The sequence below is a fragment of the Xanthomonas sp. JL1 genome (genome assembly GCF_038405005.1).
Map to the genome: position 1 here is coordinate 26,126 of NZ_JBBYGR010000046.1, position 16,137 is coordinate 42,262.

Sequence of the window (16,137 nt, forward strand, 5' to 3'; positions counted from 1 at the left end):
ATTAGTTCTCGGGTTCGACCAGCTGCTGCAGGGCGGACAGGCTGTCGCTCAGGACCGACGCCTTGTGTACGTCCTGCCCTAGGAATTCGACGATCTCCGGCCAGCGCGCCAATGCTTCGTCGGTGGCCGGGTCGCTGCCACGCTGGTAAGCGCCGATGGCGATCAGGTCGCGGTTGGCGGTGTAGGCGGAGAGCAGCCGCTTGAGCTTGCGGATGCGCAGGCGCCAGGTGTCGTCGGCGATGTCCTGCACCACGCGGCTGACCGAGGATTCCAGGTCGATGGCGGGGTACAGGCCGCTGTCGGCAACCCGACGCGAGAGCAGAATGTGGCCGTCCAGAATGGCGCGGGCGGCGTCGGCGATCGGGTCCTGCGGGTCGTCGCCTTCGGTCAGCACGGTGTAGAACGCGGTGATCGAGCCGCGGCCCTTGGCACCGTTGCCGGCCCGTTCCACCAGCGCCGGCAATTTGGCGAACACCGACGGCGGGTAGCCGCGGGTGGTCGGCGGCTCGCCGACCGACAGGCCGATCTCGCGCTGCGCCTGGGCGAAGCGGGTCAGCGAATCCATCAGCAGCAGCACGTTCAAACCCTGGTCGCGGAACCATTCGGCGATGGCGGTGGCGCGATAGGCACCATGCAGACGCGCCAACGGCGGGCGGTCGGCTGGGGCGGCCACCACGACGGCGCGGCGCAGGCCTTCTTCGCCCAGGGTGGTCTCGACGAAATCGCGCACTTCGCGGCCACGTTCGCCGATCAGCCCGACCACGATCACGTCGGCCGCGGTGAAGCGGGTCATCATGCCCAGCAGCGTCGATTTACCGACGCCGGAGCCGGCGAACAGGCCCACGCGCTGGCCGCGGCCGATCGGCAGCATGGCGTTGATGGCGCGTACGCCGACATCCAGCGAGGTGGTGATGGGTTCGCGCGCCAGCGGGTTGATCGACACGCCGGCCATGCCGACGCTGCCTTCGGCGCGGATCGGGCCCTTGCCGTCCAGCGGGGTGCCGTCGCTGTCGATGACGCGGCCGAGCAGGCCTTCGCCCACTTCCACGCCGCCGCGGTGCCGCGAGGGCACCACGCGCGCATTCGGCAGCAGGCCGTGCAGTTCGGCGCTGGGCATCAAATAGGTCCGTTCGCCGGCGAAACCGACCACTTCGGCATCGAGCCAGCCGCCATCGACTTCGACCTTGCAGGTGGCGCCCATCGGCGCTTCGCAGCCTGTGGCTTCCAGGGTCAGGCCGACCGCACGGCGCAGGATGCCTTCGCGGATCAGGGTGCGGCCGGCGGTGGGTTCCAGGCCGAGGGTGCCCAGGCGCGTGGCCAGGCGCAGATTGCGTGCATCCAGCCAATCGGCCGGGGTGGCGCCGAACAGGGCGCTCACAGGCCCGCTCCGGATTTGCGCATGACTGTCTCCAGTGCGGCCCGCAGGCGCGCATCCAGGGTGCCGTCGATGCGCACGCTTTCAGCGTGCACACGCAGGTCGCCGCGGCTCAGGCTCATGTCTGGGGCCACGCGGGTGGTGCTGCTGGGCGCCAGATACGGCAGCAGCGCGGTGATGTCGTCCGGGTGCAGGCGGACTTCGACCTCGCGGCCGGCACCGCCGACCGCATCCACCGCTTCGCCGACCAGCTCGGCCAGCAGCTGCGGATCGGCTTGATAGGCACGTCCGACCAGCTGACCGACGATGCGCACGGCCAGCTCGCCGAGCGCGCCGACCACTTCGTTTTCCAGCCGCGCCAGCGGGTGGGTGAAGTTGTCCAGGATGCCGTCGATCTGCGCGGTCAGGCGCCGCACTTCCGACTGGCCCTGGGCGAAGCCTTCGGCATGCCCACGGGCGAAGCCCTCCTGCTGGGCGGCATCTTCGATGGCCTGGATCTCTTCCAGGGTCGGCGCACGCAGCACCGGCTCATAAACGGCCGCTTCGTCGAATTCGGTTTCCGGCCCGGCCGGGACCAGGTGCAGGTCCGGGGCCAGCCAGCGGGTGACCACGTCGTTCATACCATCGCCTCCGCACCGGCGCCGCCCAGGCTGATGGTACCTTCGTCAGCCAGACGGCGGACGATGGTGAGGATTTCCTTCTGCGCCGCTTCCACGTCGGCCAGGCGCACCGGGCCGCGCGCTTCCATGTCCTCGAGCAGGATTTCGGCCGCGCGCTGGGACATGTTGCGGGTGATCTTTTCGCGCACCTTGACGTCGGCGCCGCGCAGGGCCAAGCCCAAGCGCTCGCCGGAGACTTCGCGCAGCAGCGTCTGCAGGCCGCGGTCGTCCAGGTCCACCAGGTTGTCGAACACGAACATCAGGTCCTGGATCTTGCCGGCCAGGTCGGCGTCGATCTTGCCGATCTCGCCCAGCACGCCCTGGTCGGAGCCGGTGTCCAGGAAGTTGAGGATGTTGGCCGCCACCTTGATGCCGCCGACGTTGGACGACTTGAGGTTCTGGTTGCCGGCAAACTGACGCTCCATGATGTCGTTGAGCTCGCTCAGCGCATTCGGCGGGATCCGGTCAAGGGTGGCAATGCGCAGCAACACGTCGGCGCGGGTGCGCTCGGGCAGCAACTTGAGCGCCTCGGCAGCCTGGTCGCTGTCCAGATGCGCCATCACAATCGCGATGATCTGCGGGTGTTCGTTGCGTACCAGGTCGGCGACCGCGCGCGGGTCCATCCACTTCAAGGTGTCCAGGCCGGTGGTGTTGCGGCCCAGCAGGATGCGGTCGATCAGGCCACCGGCCTTGTCGGCGCCCAGCGCCTGGATCAGCACGTTGCGGATGTAGTCGTCGGCGCCCACGCCCAGCGAGGTCTTGCCGGCCAGTTCGCCGTTGAAGTCGTCCATTACCTTTTCGACCTGATCGCGCGAGATGCCGGTCATGGTGGCCATGGCGATGCCGATCTTCTGCACCTCCTTGGGGTCCATGTGTTTGAGCACTTCGGCGGCGTCGCTTTCCCCAAGCGACAGCAACAACACCGCAGCACGCTGCACGCCACTCATCGGTTCTGTTTCAGGCTTCACTGGCAACCCATCCCTTTACGACTTGTGCAACACGTTTTGAATCGGCTTTGACTGCTTCGCGTGCAACACGCATGCGTTCTTCGTAGGCATCCGGCAGGGCGATTGCCGGTTTGCGCTCCTGCCCGATGCTGGCGGTGTCCTCGCCCATGTGCGGCAGCAGCGAATCCTCGTCATCGACCATCCGCACGTCGGCGCTCTGTGGAGTGCCATCGTTGCCGCCCTTGCGCTGCTTTTCCTTGATGGGGGTCACGCCGGTGAGCTGACGCAGGGTGGGGCGCACCACACCGAACAGCAGCGCCAGCACCACCAGCGCACCGACCAGCAAGCGCAGACCGTTCTGCACGCGCGGGTCTTCCCACCACTTCGGCCCTTCTTCGCCGGCCACCGCTTCACGCACGAACGGCGCATTCATCACCGACACCGTGTCGCCGCGTGCCGCATCAAAGCCCACTGCCTGCTTGACCAGGCCTTCGATACGGGTGAGCTCGGCAGCGGTGAGCGGTTGTTCGACCATCTTGCCCTTGGCGCCGGGGCGCGGGACGTTGTCCAGCAGCACCGCCACCGAGACGCGCTTGATGCGGCCGGCCGGCTGGCGGGTGTGCTGCAAGGTTCGGTCCAATTCGTAGTTACGGGTGGCGCTCTTGGAACTTTCGGTCGGCGCGGCCGCTGCGGTGGCCTGGCCGTTGGCAGCAGCGGGGGTGCCCGGTGCGCCTGCAGCGGCCGGTGCCGGCGGCTGGCCGGGGCTGTTGCTGGTGGCGCCCGGAGGGCCCTGCGGGCCGGTCGCCGTGGTGCTGGTGTCGTTGACCTGCTCGCTGCGTAGCTTGGCCGGCTCACCGTTGTAGAGCTCGCGGGCTTCTTCGACCACCGAAAAGTCCATGTCCACGCTGGTTTCCGGGTTGACCCGGCCTGGGCCGGTCATCGGTTCCAGCAATTCGCGGATGCGCTGGTTGTAGGAGCTTTCCTGGCGGCGCACCTGTTCGAACTGGGCAGCGTGCTGGGCGGCATCGCTATTGGGGTCGGCGATGGAGAGCATGCGGCCACTCTGATCGACCACGGTGACGCGCTCGGGGGTGATGTTCGGGATGCTGGACGCCACCAGATTGACGATGGCATCGACCTGGTTGCGTTCCAGACCCTGGCCACCGCGCAGTTCCAGCACCACCGAGGCGCTGGCCACATCACGCTGGCGGGTGAAGGCGCTGGGTTTGGGAATGGCCAGGTGCACGCGGGCTTCGCGCACCGGGCGCAGCGTGCCGATGGTGCGCGAAAGTTCGGTTTCCAGCGCGTGCTGGTAACGGGCGTTTTCCACGAACTGGCTGACGCCGAAGCCCGGGTCCTTTTCCATCAGTTCGAAACCGCCGCCGGTTTCCTTGCCGGTGAGGCCGGAGCCGGCCAGCTTCAGGCGGGCGTCGTACAGACGGTCCTGCGGCACCGAAATGGCGCCGGTACCCTGATCGATCTTGTAGGGGATCTGCGCGGTGCGCAGCAGGTCGGCCGCTTCGGCATTGCCCTTTTCATCCAGGCCGGTGTACAGCGACTGATAGCCGGGCTTCTGCGACCAGAAGAACACCGCCAGGCCGGCCGCCACCGCCAGGGCGATCATCGCCATCATGGTCAGCTTGCGGGTGATCTGCAGGCTGCTGACACGGTCGAACCATTGCCCCGCCTTTTCGGCGTTCTGGTTCATGTTTTCTTTGCTGATCGCAAGTGCCATGTGTCGTCAACCTTTACAGCGGCATGTTCATGACGTCCTGATAAGCCTGGACGAGACGGTTGCGGACTTCCACGGTGGCGCGGAAGGCCACCTGGGACTGCTGGGAGGCGACCATGACCCGTGCCAGATCGGCATTGGGGTCGCCCATTTCGAATGCTTTGGACAGGGCGCCGGCCCTCTGCTGGGCCTCGTTGACGCCACCGATGGCGCTGCGCAAGGTCTCGCTGAAGCTCGATGCCTGGGTGGCCGGTGTTCCCTGTGCGCCGGCCAGTCCCTGGATCTGGTTGCCGCGCGCCGCATCGCCCACCGCGCGCATCGGGCCTTGGCCCATCTGCGTCTGGTAGCTGCGGATCTGCGAGAGGATGGAGGTAACGGAGTCGCTCATGGGTGCGGTCAGCCAGGGAGGCATCCACACCAATGCAAGCGGCGTGCCGAAATGGTGCCAGTATCCCGGCGCCGGGGGCAGGGAGGGGGCTGTGCCTCGGCTGCCGGGAGCAGGCAGCGATTTGTGTGCTGGGCTGCGAGGCACTGCGCGGCCGCAGTTTCCCTTGGCGCCAGTGCGCCTGGCGCCTCCTCAAGAGTCGGACAGTTGTCGGCAAGGTGTTGTCGACAGGGCGCGCGCCTGTTCAGCCAGCCTGTCCAGCAAGACGCGGGCCTGTCTGGCGGAAAGCAGCTGATCTGCGGTTTGGCAGCAGGGTCCTTGCCCGCCCACCATCGCGGGACACGCTGCAAGTACGTCCTTGTCAGCACCGTGGCGGCATCCATGCCGCCACGGGTCCCGCGACGGTGAGCGGGCAAGGACCAGTGGTGGAGATGGTCGGTGTGTCGGTGCAGGCGACAGGTGACGTTCGCTCGCTGTGGAAACAAGCGTTGGCAGCTCGCATCTCCCCAAGCGTGACGCCGCGCCGTCTTCGCACCATGCGCCGCTTTTATAGAACCGCCGACCAATGTTCTGGTGCGGTGGCCTCGCCGCTTTCGGGACCGTTGGCGGCATGGATGCTGCCATCGAGCCCCCAGGGACGGGTTAACAGCGTGTCCCGCGAGCGGTGAGGCGCCGCGCACGCGACCGACTTGGCTTTTGCGACTCTCTAGAGCGACGCTGCGACCGAATAGTTCCCATGAGCGACAAGTGCGCCACGCACTCAACCGACTCGGCCTCTCCCTCCAGATAGATAACGCTAAGACCCGACATCTCTAAAACTGCGAGCCATCTGCGCATGATGATGGGCGTGCCCACCGGTGTTGGAGCGCCTCGCGCGGCTGAGTGATCAGTCCGGCAACCACGCCTCCCGCCAGCGCTCCAGATTGCTGCCGCTGAGCATCCAGTCGCGCCGCACCACCTCGCGCAGGGCGGCGCCCTTGGCGCGGGTCGCATCCAGGTCGGCCAAGTGCTCGCGGATGGCCCCGATCCAGTCGCGGTAGCGGTTCTTCACCAACGTCACCGGCAGGGTGCCCTGGTAGCAGCGCACGTCGCTGGCGATGACCGGATAACCGCAGGCACCGTATTCGAGCAGGCGCAAGTTGCTCTTGCACTCGTTGAACAGGTTTTGCTCCACCGGTGCGAGCGCCAGGTCCAGATCCAACGCCGCCAGCGCCGCCGGGTAGTGATCGATCAGCACGCCTGGCTGAAAGTGGTGGATGTGCTGGCGCAGCGCGAACGGGTACATCCCCATGAACACCCACTCAACTTCATCGGCCAGCTCGCGCACCACGTCGGCGATCAGTTCCAGATCGCCGGTATGGCTGGCCCCGCCGGCCCAACCAATCCGCGGCTTGCCACACTGGCGCTCGCCTCTCGCCGGCAACTGGTCCCACCAATGGGGCGGCAAGCGGTTTTCGGCCACCCGGATATCTCTGTGCAACCCGGCGAACGCCTCGGCCAGCGCCGGAGTGGACACGACAAAACGGTCCACCATGCTAAGACCACGCCGCACCGTTTTGAGAATGTCCTTGGGCATGTGCTCGCGGTGCGCATTCTTCAACGGCAAATTGGGCAGGTAATCGTCCAGCTCGTACACCTTGAACGCGCGCGACAGCGCCTTCATCCGCCGCATCGCCTCCAGTCGCGCCTCGCCGACCTGGCGCTGCAGGATCACCACATCGGGATCCTGACGCGCCAGTTCGCTGATCTCCAGGTAGCCGTTGAACAGCACTCCTTCGGCGAGTCCAGCTTCCCGAAGGGCGCGTAGCGGCTGGATCACCCGGTAGTGGCCGCAGCCTTCGATATCGGCCGGCAACGCGATCACGCTCGGCAGCGGCCGCCATGACTGCAATGGACGCCAGCTCGCGCGTGGGTCGGCCAACGCGAAGCCGGCGCCCGGGTCCAACGAAAAGCCCGGGTTGTAGGCAGGGTCGTTGGCCATCACCGGCAGCCACCGCGCGTACATCGCGTCTTCGTCCAGCGCGGTGACGGGTGTTGCCTCGAGCGGGTCGATCAACAACTGCGCATGCGCTGCGAAGACATTGAGGTAGCCCGCTTGCTGCAAGCGCAGGCACAGATCGACATCGCTCCACTGCGCCAGCGCCGGCTCCAGTTCGAAGCCACCGGCGTCCATAAACAGCTGACGCGGCAACATCAGGCATTCGCCGCTCAACGCGCTGTAGTTTTGATCCAGTTGCAGGCGCTGCAGATAACCCGATTCGTCGAATGCCGCGCCTTCGAACGCGCGCGTTGCCGGTGCCCCCAGGCCCAGCAGCAGGCCGGCGTGGTGCACCGTGCCATCGCCGCGCAGCAACTTGCCGGCTACCGCACCGACCTCCGGGCGCAGCGCATGGTTGAGCAACTGCTCCAGCCAATCGGCCTTCATCACCGCGGCGCCTGCCGCCAGCCACAACAACATGTCCCCACGCGCGTGTTCGGCGGCGGCATTGCACACCGCTTCGCGCGACGGTTCGCCGGCAAAGCGCAGCACGCGGATCTGCTGCATGCCGAGGGTATCGATGCCGGTCAGCCAGTCGCGCAGGTCTGGCGCAGTGGTGCCACGATCCAGCAGGAGCACCTCGTAATGCGGGTAAGCGGTGTTGGCGAGAATGCTTTCGAGGCAGCGCTGCACCTGCGGCAAGCGGCCATCGACCAGCACCAGAATGCTCACCAGCGGCTGCTGCGCATGGCGGTAGTCCACCGCGTGCCGGCCGGGCCCGGTGCTGTGCACCGCGGCGTCCACGTAGCCGCGTTCGGCGAGATGACGCGCAATCGCCTGCCGCTCGTCTTCGTCGGCATGCTGCGGCGTGGCCGATGCAATCAGCAATGGCTCAGCGATATGTCGAATGCAGGCCAGCCCGTAACGCTCGACCAGGCACAGCTGGTAATCCAGTTCGAATGCCGCGCTGGGCCCGGTGGGGAAGCCGCCATCGACCAGCAGCGTGCGCTGCCGGAACACCCAGTGCCGCGACAACGTCGCAGGTGCGCTCAACAGCATGTCCAGATACAGCGCCGGCCGCAGCGCCAGCCCCAGCTGGCCGTTGTCCAGCGCCATCACTTCATCGGCGTAGATGGCCTGGCAGTCGTCCGGTAGCGCGAGCATTTCCAGTGCCAGCATCAGCAAACCGCTGGCGGTGAACAGGCTGCCGGCATCGACCAGCAGCACCCAATCGATCGCGTCCTGTGAGGTGATCACTCGGTTGAGTGTTGCCGCCAAGTCTTGTTCGTCGATCAGCACGCCGCGCTCACCGGATTCGGCAACCTGCTGCGGCGAGCTGCTGATGACCCAGGTGTGATGGTGTTGATAGCAGGCCACCGCATCCAGGCTGGCCCGCGTTGCTGCCACCCCCGCGGCATCGCCGTGACGGTCGATCAGCAATACCGCAATGCGCGGGCCACCGGCATGCGCCTGCAGGCGCGCTTCGATCAACGCACGCTGCACTGTGTTCGGATGACGCACACCCAACCAGGTAGCCGGCGACACGCGCTCGGCCATACCCGCGCTTTGCATCAACGCATTGACCAGATCCACCGGCTTGAACACGCGTGCCTTGTGCGGACTGAGCGGTGCCACCCGCACCAGTCGGTTGTCGCCAGTCTCGCGTCGCCAACCGAGCTGCCGGATGCCCTGGCGCAAGTCTTCATGGCCCTGATCGCCGATGCCGGGCTGATCGCGACCACTCTGACTGAACTGCGCACTCGAGACACGGAACTGGGTCAGCGGGCTGGCCAGCATCGCCAGGTTGCCGTGGCGCAGCAGCTTGACGTAGATCGCCAGATCGCCGACCCAGTGGATGGCCTTGCCATTCAACGCCATCAACGCGTTGCCCAACGCCAACAGATCCGCGCGTCGTGCCAGCACGCAACTCGGCTCACCGATGAAATTGATGGTGTGGTCGGCCAGAAACGACACCAGCTCCGGCCCGTCGATCAGCACGTCGTCGGCGAATGGGAAGCATGTGGCCAGGATGTCCGGCAACGGCTGCCCGTCGTCATCGATGCGTATCCGCCGCGAGGAGGCCATCGCCGTGCCCGGATTACGCTCGATCGCTTCCACCAGCTGCGCAATGCAATCGGGCTGCAGCACATCGTCATCGTGCAGGAACTTGACGTACTCGCCCTGTGCCAGGGTGATCCCTTTGATTTTGCTGCCGAGCTCGCCCAGGCGAGCTGGATTGCGGAAATAGCGGATCGGAAAACGGCATTGCAGCGAATGCCTTGCGACGCGCTGTTCGATCAAGGCATCGGCACTGTCGTCGCAGACGATCAGCTCGAGCCTGGGGTAAGACTGCAGAACTACGCTCGTAAGCGCTTCATCGAGATAGCGCAGCTTGTAGGCAGGCATCACGACGCTGACAAGCGCACAGGTGGCGGAGCGATCTTCTGGGTGGTGCATCATGGGTCAATAAGCAGCTCAAAAATAAGGGCATGCAGAGGAGTCAATAGCACACACAGCGGAAGCTCCGGCATCGCTCTACCTTTTTCCAAATCGTGAATATTCCTGGGCTTACTCCGCCCAAGGCGGCGGTGCGGCACCGGCGACGGGCGATGCATATAAGACAAGGTCGTAGTAGTGGCCGGGAGAGTGCTGGCGTAGACGGAAATGATAGCCCTCCACCAATTTGTCCAGTTGTTCCACGATATCCAGCAAATCCTGGGCGTAGTGGTAGACACAAATAGCCATGCGGGGGCGCTGGGTCCGGATGAGGTGAGATGCGCCTTCCAGTGCCCTGGCTTCAAATCCTTCGATGTCCAACTTCAGTAGTGTCAGCTTTTCCAATTCGTCGTCCAGGCGTGTAGTAGCCACCGAGATTCCGCCATTCACCGATACATGGCTGGAAACCGTGCCGGTCTCCTCGAAACGCAGCGTCGTAGGTTCGTTTGAGATGGCTTTTTTGATGGCCTTGAAACTGTGCGCGGGAAGGGGGCCGGCATTCGCGATGCCCTCCAATTTCTGGAAGTTGATGCGATCGGGTTCAAAGGCAGTGATGCTTTCGTAGCGATGGCGGGATGTCTCGAGAAACTTATGCACGATGGGTCCCTGGAAGGCACCGCCATCGCAGAAATGTTCACGCTTGCCCAGCTGGAATGTGCTGGTATCGGCGTATTCCGAAAAGTACTCGTTGATCGGCGTCGCCCAGCACTCCAGTAGGAGGCTGGAATCGTAGGTCAGGCGGAACAACAGGTTGCTGTAGAGCGTAAAAACGCTGAGATCGTCGTCCAGTCGATCCGCAAGCCGCAGAAATTCGTCCAGGCGCAGAAGCGTCCGCTGACGGTATACCTGGGCAGGCTCGTATACGGCGACCAGCCCACAATGAGCAACGGCCCGGCAGGCATCGACCCTTTCAATGCCTGCTTGCTCGCAGAGCTTGCGGGCCAGGCCCGATTCTCCGGGGCTGTAAGAAAAATCGATGGCCAATGCCTGGGAATACTGGGCTGCTTGTTCGATGAACTGGCGCGAACTCCAGCGCGGCACCCCATGAACGGTATCGCTGTCGCTTGGCTCTTCATCAATGGCGGCAATGACATGGCTGGAGCGCTGGACGATCTGTGGGCCATAAATGTTGCCAAGGCCCGAGCGCGGTTGAAGCAGAAAAAGCGGGCGCTGCTCGAACCCTGGGATCGGCGGATCCACGGAAGGCGCAACACTCAGTTGCTCAATGCCCGCGCTTGCGCATAGGTCATTTGCAAACACCCGTCCGCGCGGGCTGCAAGAGAAATCGATAGCAATTGCATCGGCATACTGGCCCGCCTTGCTCAGGAACTCCTGACTGCTCCAGCGCGGCGCGCCGTGGATGTGGTCCAGATGGATGCTTTGGTCATCAATTGCGGCAACGACATGGTGCAGTTCGGCTACGACCCGGGGACCGTGCACCATGCCTACATGGGACTCGGGAGCGACGAGGAATACAGGGCGGTTGGCAATCGCAGGTAGGCGTGCAATGACATCCGCGAGTGCAGGGCGCTCCTGCTCCGCAATCCTTAGAATCCGTTGGCGGAGCTGCTCATTTCTTGAGTTCATGAACGTCAGGTCCCGTAGGTATGAATGGGGCTGTCGTAGCGGGCGTCGAAATAGGTTTTGGCAGGCACGTCCTCGCGGTAGACACGCGGCCAGCCAAGTTCGCAGCTTCGTCCTATCTTGACGCCCCGGTGCACGATGGCGCCTGTCCGCAGGACGCTATTGCCGCCGATCTCGACGCCCGCGCCGATTTGCACACCATTCTCTATCCAGCATGAGGATTTGACGCGGCATGCCGGTCCCAGGTGCGCGCCGGCATGGATGACGGTGTTGTAGTCGATCTTGCACCCGTGCCCGACAACAGCATTGGCACCCACAAATGCGTTGAGACCGATGACCGCGTCAGTGCCGATCGCTGCGCTGGAGTGGATGAAGGGCTCCAGCTTGAAGCCGCGTTCCATCGCTGCCTGCATCAGTTCTACGCGCTTGAAATTGCCGAAGCGTTCGTCGAACGCCACGAACATGGCCCCGTCGGTCGGATTCAGTCCATCCAGCACGCCAAGATCGAATTCGTGTTCGGCGTCTTGTGGTACCTCGATCCTGACGACCATCTCGTCCTGACGTGCCTGCTTCCATGCGTGAAATGCCAGGTCGAGGTACTCGCTGCGGCCGATGATCCACCTAGATTTCATGTTCGGTCTCCATCAGCAGCGCGTACCAGCGCTCGACCAGCCGATTCATGGATTCGTAGGCTCCCTGAGTGGGGATGGGTGCATCTGTGTGCAACGCCGCCTGCACCCGCTCCATGATGTCCACGTCTTCGCCCACCACGACCTTGCTCCCATGCATCTGCGCCAGTAGCACTTGGCTGGAAGAGCCGTAAGGCTGTTTCTTGCGGGCGCTAAACCAATAGATTTCCAGGTCGGTCCGGTCCGGTGCGACGGGAATGTGGTGTTCCAGCGTGAAGGAATACCCGCCATTGGAACTGGCGATGTGCATGTTCGGGAAGGCCAACCAATTGAAGTAGGCATCCTGCGTGCCCCAGCGTTCCACTTTCTCGTGCCAGCCAAAGTGTTGAAGGTTGGGTATGGGTGCGTCCGGGCCGCCGAAACTGAAGCGGCGCATCTCGCGTCTCAAGGCAGCGGGCGAGCTGTCTTGCAACGCTTCCATGGACTGCTTGGCGTGTTCTTCGTTTACCTCGGCAACGAAGCTGACGCTCTTGGCTAAGGTCTTGGGGTGGACAAAGCGCGGGTGATTGGCGTCCCGAAGATTCTCGTAAGCGAGTTTCCAGTTGTACCGGCCACGCCATGTGGTCACCATGACCTCAGTGTCATAGGCATTGGAACTGCTTTCCAGCAAGGTGATGAAATCTGCCGAAAACTGCTCCTCGATCGGCATCGGGTCGGGATCGATGTTGACGAACAGCAGATTGCCGATGGCGCGCAGTGCGAATTCACGCAGCTTCAAGTTGTCCTTTTCGCTCTTGTCCAGGCGATAGATCGCATCGCAGTCGGGGATGTTCCTTACCCGGCCTTGTTCGTCGTAACTCCATGCATGGTAGGGGCACACCAAAGGTCGGCAACCGATAGCACCGGTTTGAATCAGTGCACTGCGGTGGAGGCAGACGTTTTCGAATGCACGGATTTGGCCGTGGAAGTTTTGTATCACCAGGGGGATGCCCGCGATCTTGCGGGTGATGAAGCAGTTGTTTTCCCGCAGCAGTGTCTTGAGCCCTGCAAACAACCAAACCCGACGGAAGATTTTGCGCTGCTCACGCTCAAAGATCTCCTGCGACAAGTAATACTTGGAGTGCATCCGCGAGCGCATGGGTCAGTCTGTCGGTATGTTTTTGTTGAACACAATTTTGGCCGGATTACCGAACACCGTGGCTCCGGCCGGTACGTCCTTCAAGACCACCGCGCCAGCCCCGATGACCGCGCCGTCACCGACCTTCACTCCTGGCATCAGGGTCGCGCGCGGATGCACGGTGACGAAGTCGCCAAGCTGCACGCCGCCGCCCATGAAGGCCATTGCGCCAACGTGCACGTAGTCACCGATGCGTACGTCGTGGCCAAGCATGCTCTGGGCATGGATGGTGACAAAATCGCCGATGCGCACGTCCGGCCCGGAATGGACCATCAGGCCAAAAAAGCAGCCCTGGCCGAAATGCACACGCCTGCCCAAGCGGACGTCGGTACAGATGGGAATGAATCGCCCGCCTTTTTGGAGGATCGGCAGCGCGTAGCGGTGGCGGTCGTAGGGATTGCCCATCGCACAAACGAATACATCGTCAGGCTGTGGCAGGTAGTTCATCGGATCGCCAATGATCGGTGTGTCGACACCGTAGCTGTCTAGGATATTGGTGCGGCTGTCCAGGAATCCGCCAATCAGCCAATCCTTGCCATGCCCGGCATCGCCACGCATTTGCTCCAGGACTTCGCGGCCCCAGCCGCTGGCGCCGATAATGAGTGCGCGTTCCATCAGAGCACCGCCCCGCCGTCCATGACCAAACTGGTGCCGGTGACCCAACGGCTGGCGTCGGCCAGCAGGTAGACCGCAGCGTTGGCGACATCGTGCGGGGTGCCCAGCCCTAGTGGATGGCGCGCGCGTTGTTGGTTCAGCATTTCGTTGAGCCCGTTGTCTTCACCCCAGAGGCGCGGAGTGGGCACGGCCGATGGCGAGATACCGTTGACTCTGATGCGGTGCTTGGCTTGTTCCAACGCTAAGCATCGGATGATGCCCAGCAGGCCGGACTTCATTGCCGAGTACGGCCCCACGCCGCGTGTCCCAATATGCGCGGAGGTGGACAGCATGAACAGGATGGAGCCTTGTGCATTAATGGCATTGGCTTGCAGCAGACGCTGCGTCAGCATGACCGGCGCCAGGAAATGCACCTGATACATGCGCGTCATCAGCTCTTCCTTCAGCTGGCGAATCGGAGACAGCATCTGCCCGCCGAAGCAGTGCACGACACCGTCGATGCGCTGGCTGGCTTGCACCAGGCGCTCTCGGTCCTCCGAAACAGTCAGGTCGGCCTGCACCTGCACATGCCCGTTGCCGGCCAGTTGCGCATGGGTTTGCTGGAGACGCTCGGGATCGCGGCCACTGATAACCAAGCGCGCGCCGCGTCGTGCGCAGGTCAGTGCGATTTCCTGGCCAAGGCCGGACGATGCGCCGGTGACCAGGATGGTCTTGCCCTCTAGGAAAAAGGCTTTACGAGTCGCATTGCTCATGCGTAGACGTCCATCGGCACGGTCAGGCCACCATCTACGAGGAAGTAGTTGCGGGTGACCCAGCGACTGGCGTCGGATAGATAAAACACCGCCGCGTAAGCCACGTCTTCCGGTTCGCCAAGTCCCAAGGGGGTCAGTTTGGCGTGCTCGTCGATGCTGCCGCCGCTCTGTTTGAGGCCCTCGAGCATTGGCGTGCGCACATAGCCGGGCACGATACAGTTGGCGCGGATACCGTGCTTGGCCACTTCCAGTGCCAGAGTGCGCATTGCGCCGAGCAGCGCAGCCTTGCTGGCAGAGTAGGCGGCAGTGGCGACAGGACCGATGTGCGAGCCCACCGCCGATATCAACAGGATGGAGCCGTTGGCGTTGATGCGCTTTTTCGCCAGCAGGCCGCGCGTCAGTAGCAGCGGTGCATAGACATTACTGGCGAACGTTTCGTCCAGATGCGCGCGGTTGATCATCCGGAATGGTGCCAGTCGGGCGATGCCGGCTGCGTGTGCGACGCCATCCAGGACGCCGACCGAAGTCACGAGATGGTCGATGTCTTCCTGCTTGTCCAGGTTGGCGATCACCTGCGCATGCCCTGTGCCTTCAAGTAAGGCGAAGGTCTCGGCCAAGCGCCCTTCGTTGCGGCCTGTGATGACCAGTTGTGCACCGATCTGCGCGCAGCTCAGTGCGATCTGCCGTCCGATGCCTGACGATGCACCGGTGACCAGAATACGTTTGCCCTGCAACGAAAACGGGTCGTTCTGATCGAGGGCGATATTCACGACTCGATCAAGTCCGGAAACACCGCACCGTCGATATCCACCAGGCACGTGCCCCACGACAAGCCAATGCCAAAGCCGCATAGCAATACGCGCTTGGGTGCGGATTCGAGTTCTTTATTGATGCGCGCAGTCATGGTCACCGGTAGCGAGGCGCCACTGGTATTGCCGAAGTCGTGCAGGGTGGACGGAACTTTTTCGACCGCAAGGCCGAGCTTCTTGCGAATGGTCTCGTTGATCATGCGGTTGGCTTGATGGAACACGAAGTAATCGATCTCATCTTTGGAAACGCCGGCATACGCGATCAATTTTTCAACTGCGGGAGGTACGCGCTGGGTCGAGAAGCTGAGCACGGCGGCGCCATCGAGTTGCAGGTCGGTGGCTTGGTGCCAGCGATCCTTCTCGTTTTCGCGATAAGGCAGCAGGTGCTGAATCGCGACAGGCTCGCGTTGCCCACCCACCGGCAGGATGATGGCTTTGTAGCCGCTACCATCGCTGTTGAGGTCGAAATACATCGGCGGCGCGTCGGCGCTGAACTCCAGCGCGGTGGCCGTGCCGGAGTCGGAGAAGATCGGGTCTTCCAGGTTCGCGCTGCGGTCGCCGACCAGCAGCAGGCCCTTGTTGACGCCGCCGGCGGCAATCATGGAGCCAAGCAGGTTGATGCCGAACGGATAGGCCGAGCAGCCCAGGTTGACGTCGAAGGCGACGGTGGCATGCGACAGCCCCAGCCGGTCTTGCAGGATGATAGCGGTGGCCGGAATCGGATAATCCGGCGACTGGGTCACCACGATCAGTGCATCGATCTCGTCACGCTTCCACTGCAGTTTTTCGAGCAGTACTTCGGTTGCATCGAAGGCCAGGTCGGAAAAGCACTGCCACTCCGAGGCCATGCGCCGCGTCTCGATGCCGATGTTGCGCACCAGGCGCTCGCGCTCGGAACGGATCTGCGGGCGGCAGTCGGTGAGATTGGACACCACACGCTTGGGCACGCATGTCGCCATGCCGGCAAAGCGGACGTTGTGCAGCGTGGAGGTCGGCATG

The 16,137-nt window shown here is 63.6% G+C and carries 13 protein-coding genes; all 13 read right to left on the reverse strand.

The window, feature by feature from the left end; genetic code table 11:
• Position 1: 1 nt before the first annotated feature.
• Positions 2-1,378: a FliI/YscN family ATPase gene (locus WJW29_RS10405; protein WP_011259233.1), complete on the reverse strand. Its 1,377-nt coding sequence runs from the start codon at positions 1,376-1,378 to the stop codon at positions 2-4.
• The gene (locus tag WJW29_RS10410; RefSeq protein ID WP_011408687.1) at positions 1,375-1,995 is read right to left on the reverse strand and encodes a FliH/SctL family protein; all 621 of its coding nucleotides are present in this window, start codon (positions 1,993-1,995) and stop codon (positions 1,375-1,377) included. The genes WJW29_RS10405 and WJW29_RS10410 overlap by 4 nt, the downstream gene beginning before the upstream one ends.
• A complete protein-coding gene (fliG, locus tag WJW29_RS10415) occupies positions 1,992-2,981 on the reverse strand; it encodes a flagellar motor switch protein FliG (RefSeq protein ID WP_011408686.1) in 990 nt (329 codons plus the stop codon). The genes WJW29_RS10410 and fliG overlap by 4 nt, the downstream gene beginning before the upstream one ends.
• Positions 2,982-2,991: 10 nt before the next feature.
• Positions 2,992-4,716 (reverse strand): flagellar basal-body MS-ring/collar protein FliF, encoded by a 1,725-nt coding sequence (gene fliF / locus WJW29_RS10420; protein ID WP_011259230.1) that lies wholly within the window; start codon positions 4,714-4,716, stop codon positions 2,992-2,994.
• Positions 4,717-4,729: 13 nt separating this feature from the next.
• Positions 4,730-5,101 carry a flagellar hook-basal body complex protein FliE gene (gene fliE, locus WJW29_RS10425; RefSeq protein ID WP_012445073.1) on the reverse strand — a complete coding sequence of 124 codons (372 nt, stop codon included), beginning with the start codon at positions 5,099-5,101 and terminating at the stop codon, positions 4,730-4,732.
• Positions 5,102-5,984: 883 nt separating this feature from the next.
• The gene (locus tag WJW29_RS10430; RefSeq protein ID WP_173340386.1) at positions 5,985-9,482 is read right to left on the reverse strand and encodes a glycosyltransferase; all 3,498 of its coding nucleotides are present in this window, start codon (positions 9,480-9,482) and stop codon (positions 5,985-5,987) included.
• A gap of 162 nt (positions 9,483-9,644) precedes the next feature.
• Positions 9,645-11,168, reverse strand: coding sequence for an FkbM family methyltransferase (locus WJW29_RS10435; protein ID WP_041182149.1), 1,524 nt, complete (start codon positions 11,166-11,168; stop codon positions 9,645-9,647).
• Positions 11,165-11,788, reverse strand: coding sequence for a UDP-3-O-(3-hydroxymyristoyl)glucosamine N-acyltransferase (locus WJW29_RS10440; RefSeq protein WP_011259226.1), 624 nt, complete (start codon positions 11,786-11,788; stop codon positions 11,165-11,167). The genes WJW29_RS10435 and WJW29_RS10440 overlap by 4 nt, the downstream gene beginning before the upstream one ends.
• On the reverse strand, positions 11,778-12,923 hold the full coding sequence (locus WJW29_RS10445; protein WP_011259225.1) for a Rieske 2Fe-2S domain-containing protein: 1,146 nt from the start codon (positions 12,921-12,923) through the stop codon (positions 11,778-11,780). Before WJW29_RS10445 ends, WJW29_RS10440 begins: the two co-directional genes overlap by 11 nt.
• Positions 12,924-12,926: 3 nt before the next feature.
• Positions 12,927-13,577: an acetyltransferase gene (locus WJW29_RS10450; RefSeq protein ID WP_011408682.1), complete on the reverse strand. Its 651-nt coding sequence runs from the start codon at positions 13,575-13,577 to the stop codon at positions 12,927-12,929.
• The gene (locus WJW29_RS10455; RefSeq protein ID WP_011259224.1) at positions 13,577-14,329 is read right to left on the reverse strand and encodes an SDR family oxidoreductase; all 753 of its coding nucleotides are present in this window, start codon (positions 14,327-14,329) and stop codon (positions 13,577-13,579) included. The genes WJW29_RS10450 and WJW29_RS10455 overlap by 1 nt, the downstream gene beginning before the upstream one ends.
• Positions 14,326-15,099, reverse strand: coding sequence for an SDR family oxidoreductase (locus WJW29_RS10460; protein ID WP_011408681.1), 774 nt, complete (start codon positions 15,097-15,099; stop codon positions 14,326-14,328). The genes WJW29_RS10455 and WJW29_RS10460 overlap by 4 nt, the downstream gene beginning before the upstream one ends.
• A complete protein-coding gene (locus WJW29_RS10465) occupies positions 15,096-16,136 on the reverse strand; it encodes a ketoacyl-ACP synthase III (protein WP_011259222.1) in 1,041 nt (346 codons plus the stop codon). The genes WJW29_RS10460 and WJW29_RS10465 overlap by 4 nt, the downstream gene beginning before the upstream one ends.
• Between the last annotated feature and the right edge of the window lies 1 nt (position 16,137).

Excerpts from the sequence above, each read along its gene's own strand:
- WJW29_RS10410 (WP_011408687.1), bottom strand. The coding sequence starts at position 1,995 with ATGAACGACGTGGTCACCCGCTGGCTGGCCCCGGACCTGCACCTGGTC.
- fliF (WP_011259230.1), bottom strand. The coding sequence starts at position 4,716 with ATGGCACTTGCGATCAGCAAAGAAAACATGAACCAGAACGCCGAAAAG.
- WJW29_RS10445 (WP_011259225.1), bottom strand. The coding sequence starts at position 12,923 with ATGCGCTCGCGGATGCACTCCAAGTATTACTTGTCGCAGGAGATCTTT.
- WJW29_RS10440 (WP_011259226.1), bottom strand. The coding sequence starts at position 11,788 with ATGAAATCTAGGTGGATCATCGGCCGCAGCGAGTACCTCGACCTGGCA.
- WJW29_RS10430 (WP_173340386.1), bottom strand. The coding sequence starts at position 9,482 with ATGCCTGCCTACAAGCTGCGCTATCTCGATGAAGCGCTTACGAGCGTA.
- WJW29_RS10455 (WP_011259224.1), bottom strand. The coding sequence starts at position 14,329 with ATGAGCAATGCGACTCGTAAAGCCTTTTTCCTAGAGGGCAAGACCATC.
- WJW29_RS10465 (WP_011259222.1), bottom strand. The coding sequence starts at position 16,136 with ATGCCGACCTCCACGCTGCACAACGTCCGCTTTGCCGGCATGGCGACA.
- fliE (WP_012445073.1), bottom strand. The coding sequence starts at position 5,101 with ATGAGCGACTCCGTTACCTCCATCCTCTCGCAGATCCGCAGCTACCAG.
- fliG (WP_011408686.1), bottom strand. The coding sequence starts at position 2,981 with ATGAGTGGCGTGCAGCGTGCTGCGGTGTTGTTGCTGTCGCTTGGGGAA.
- WJW29_RS10450 (WP_011408682.1), bottom strand. The coding sequence starts at position 13,577 with ATGGAACGCGCACTCATTATCGGCGCCAGCGGCTGGGGCCGCGAAGTC.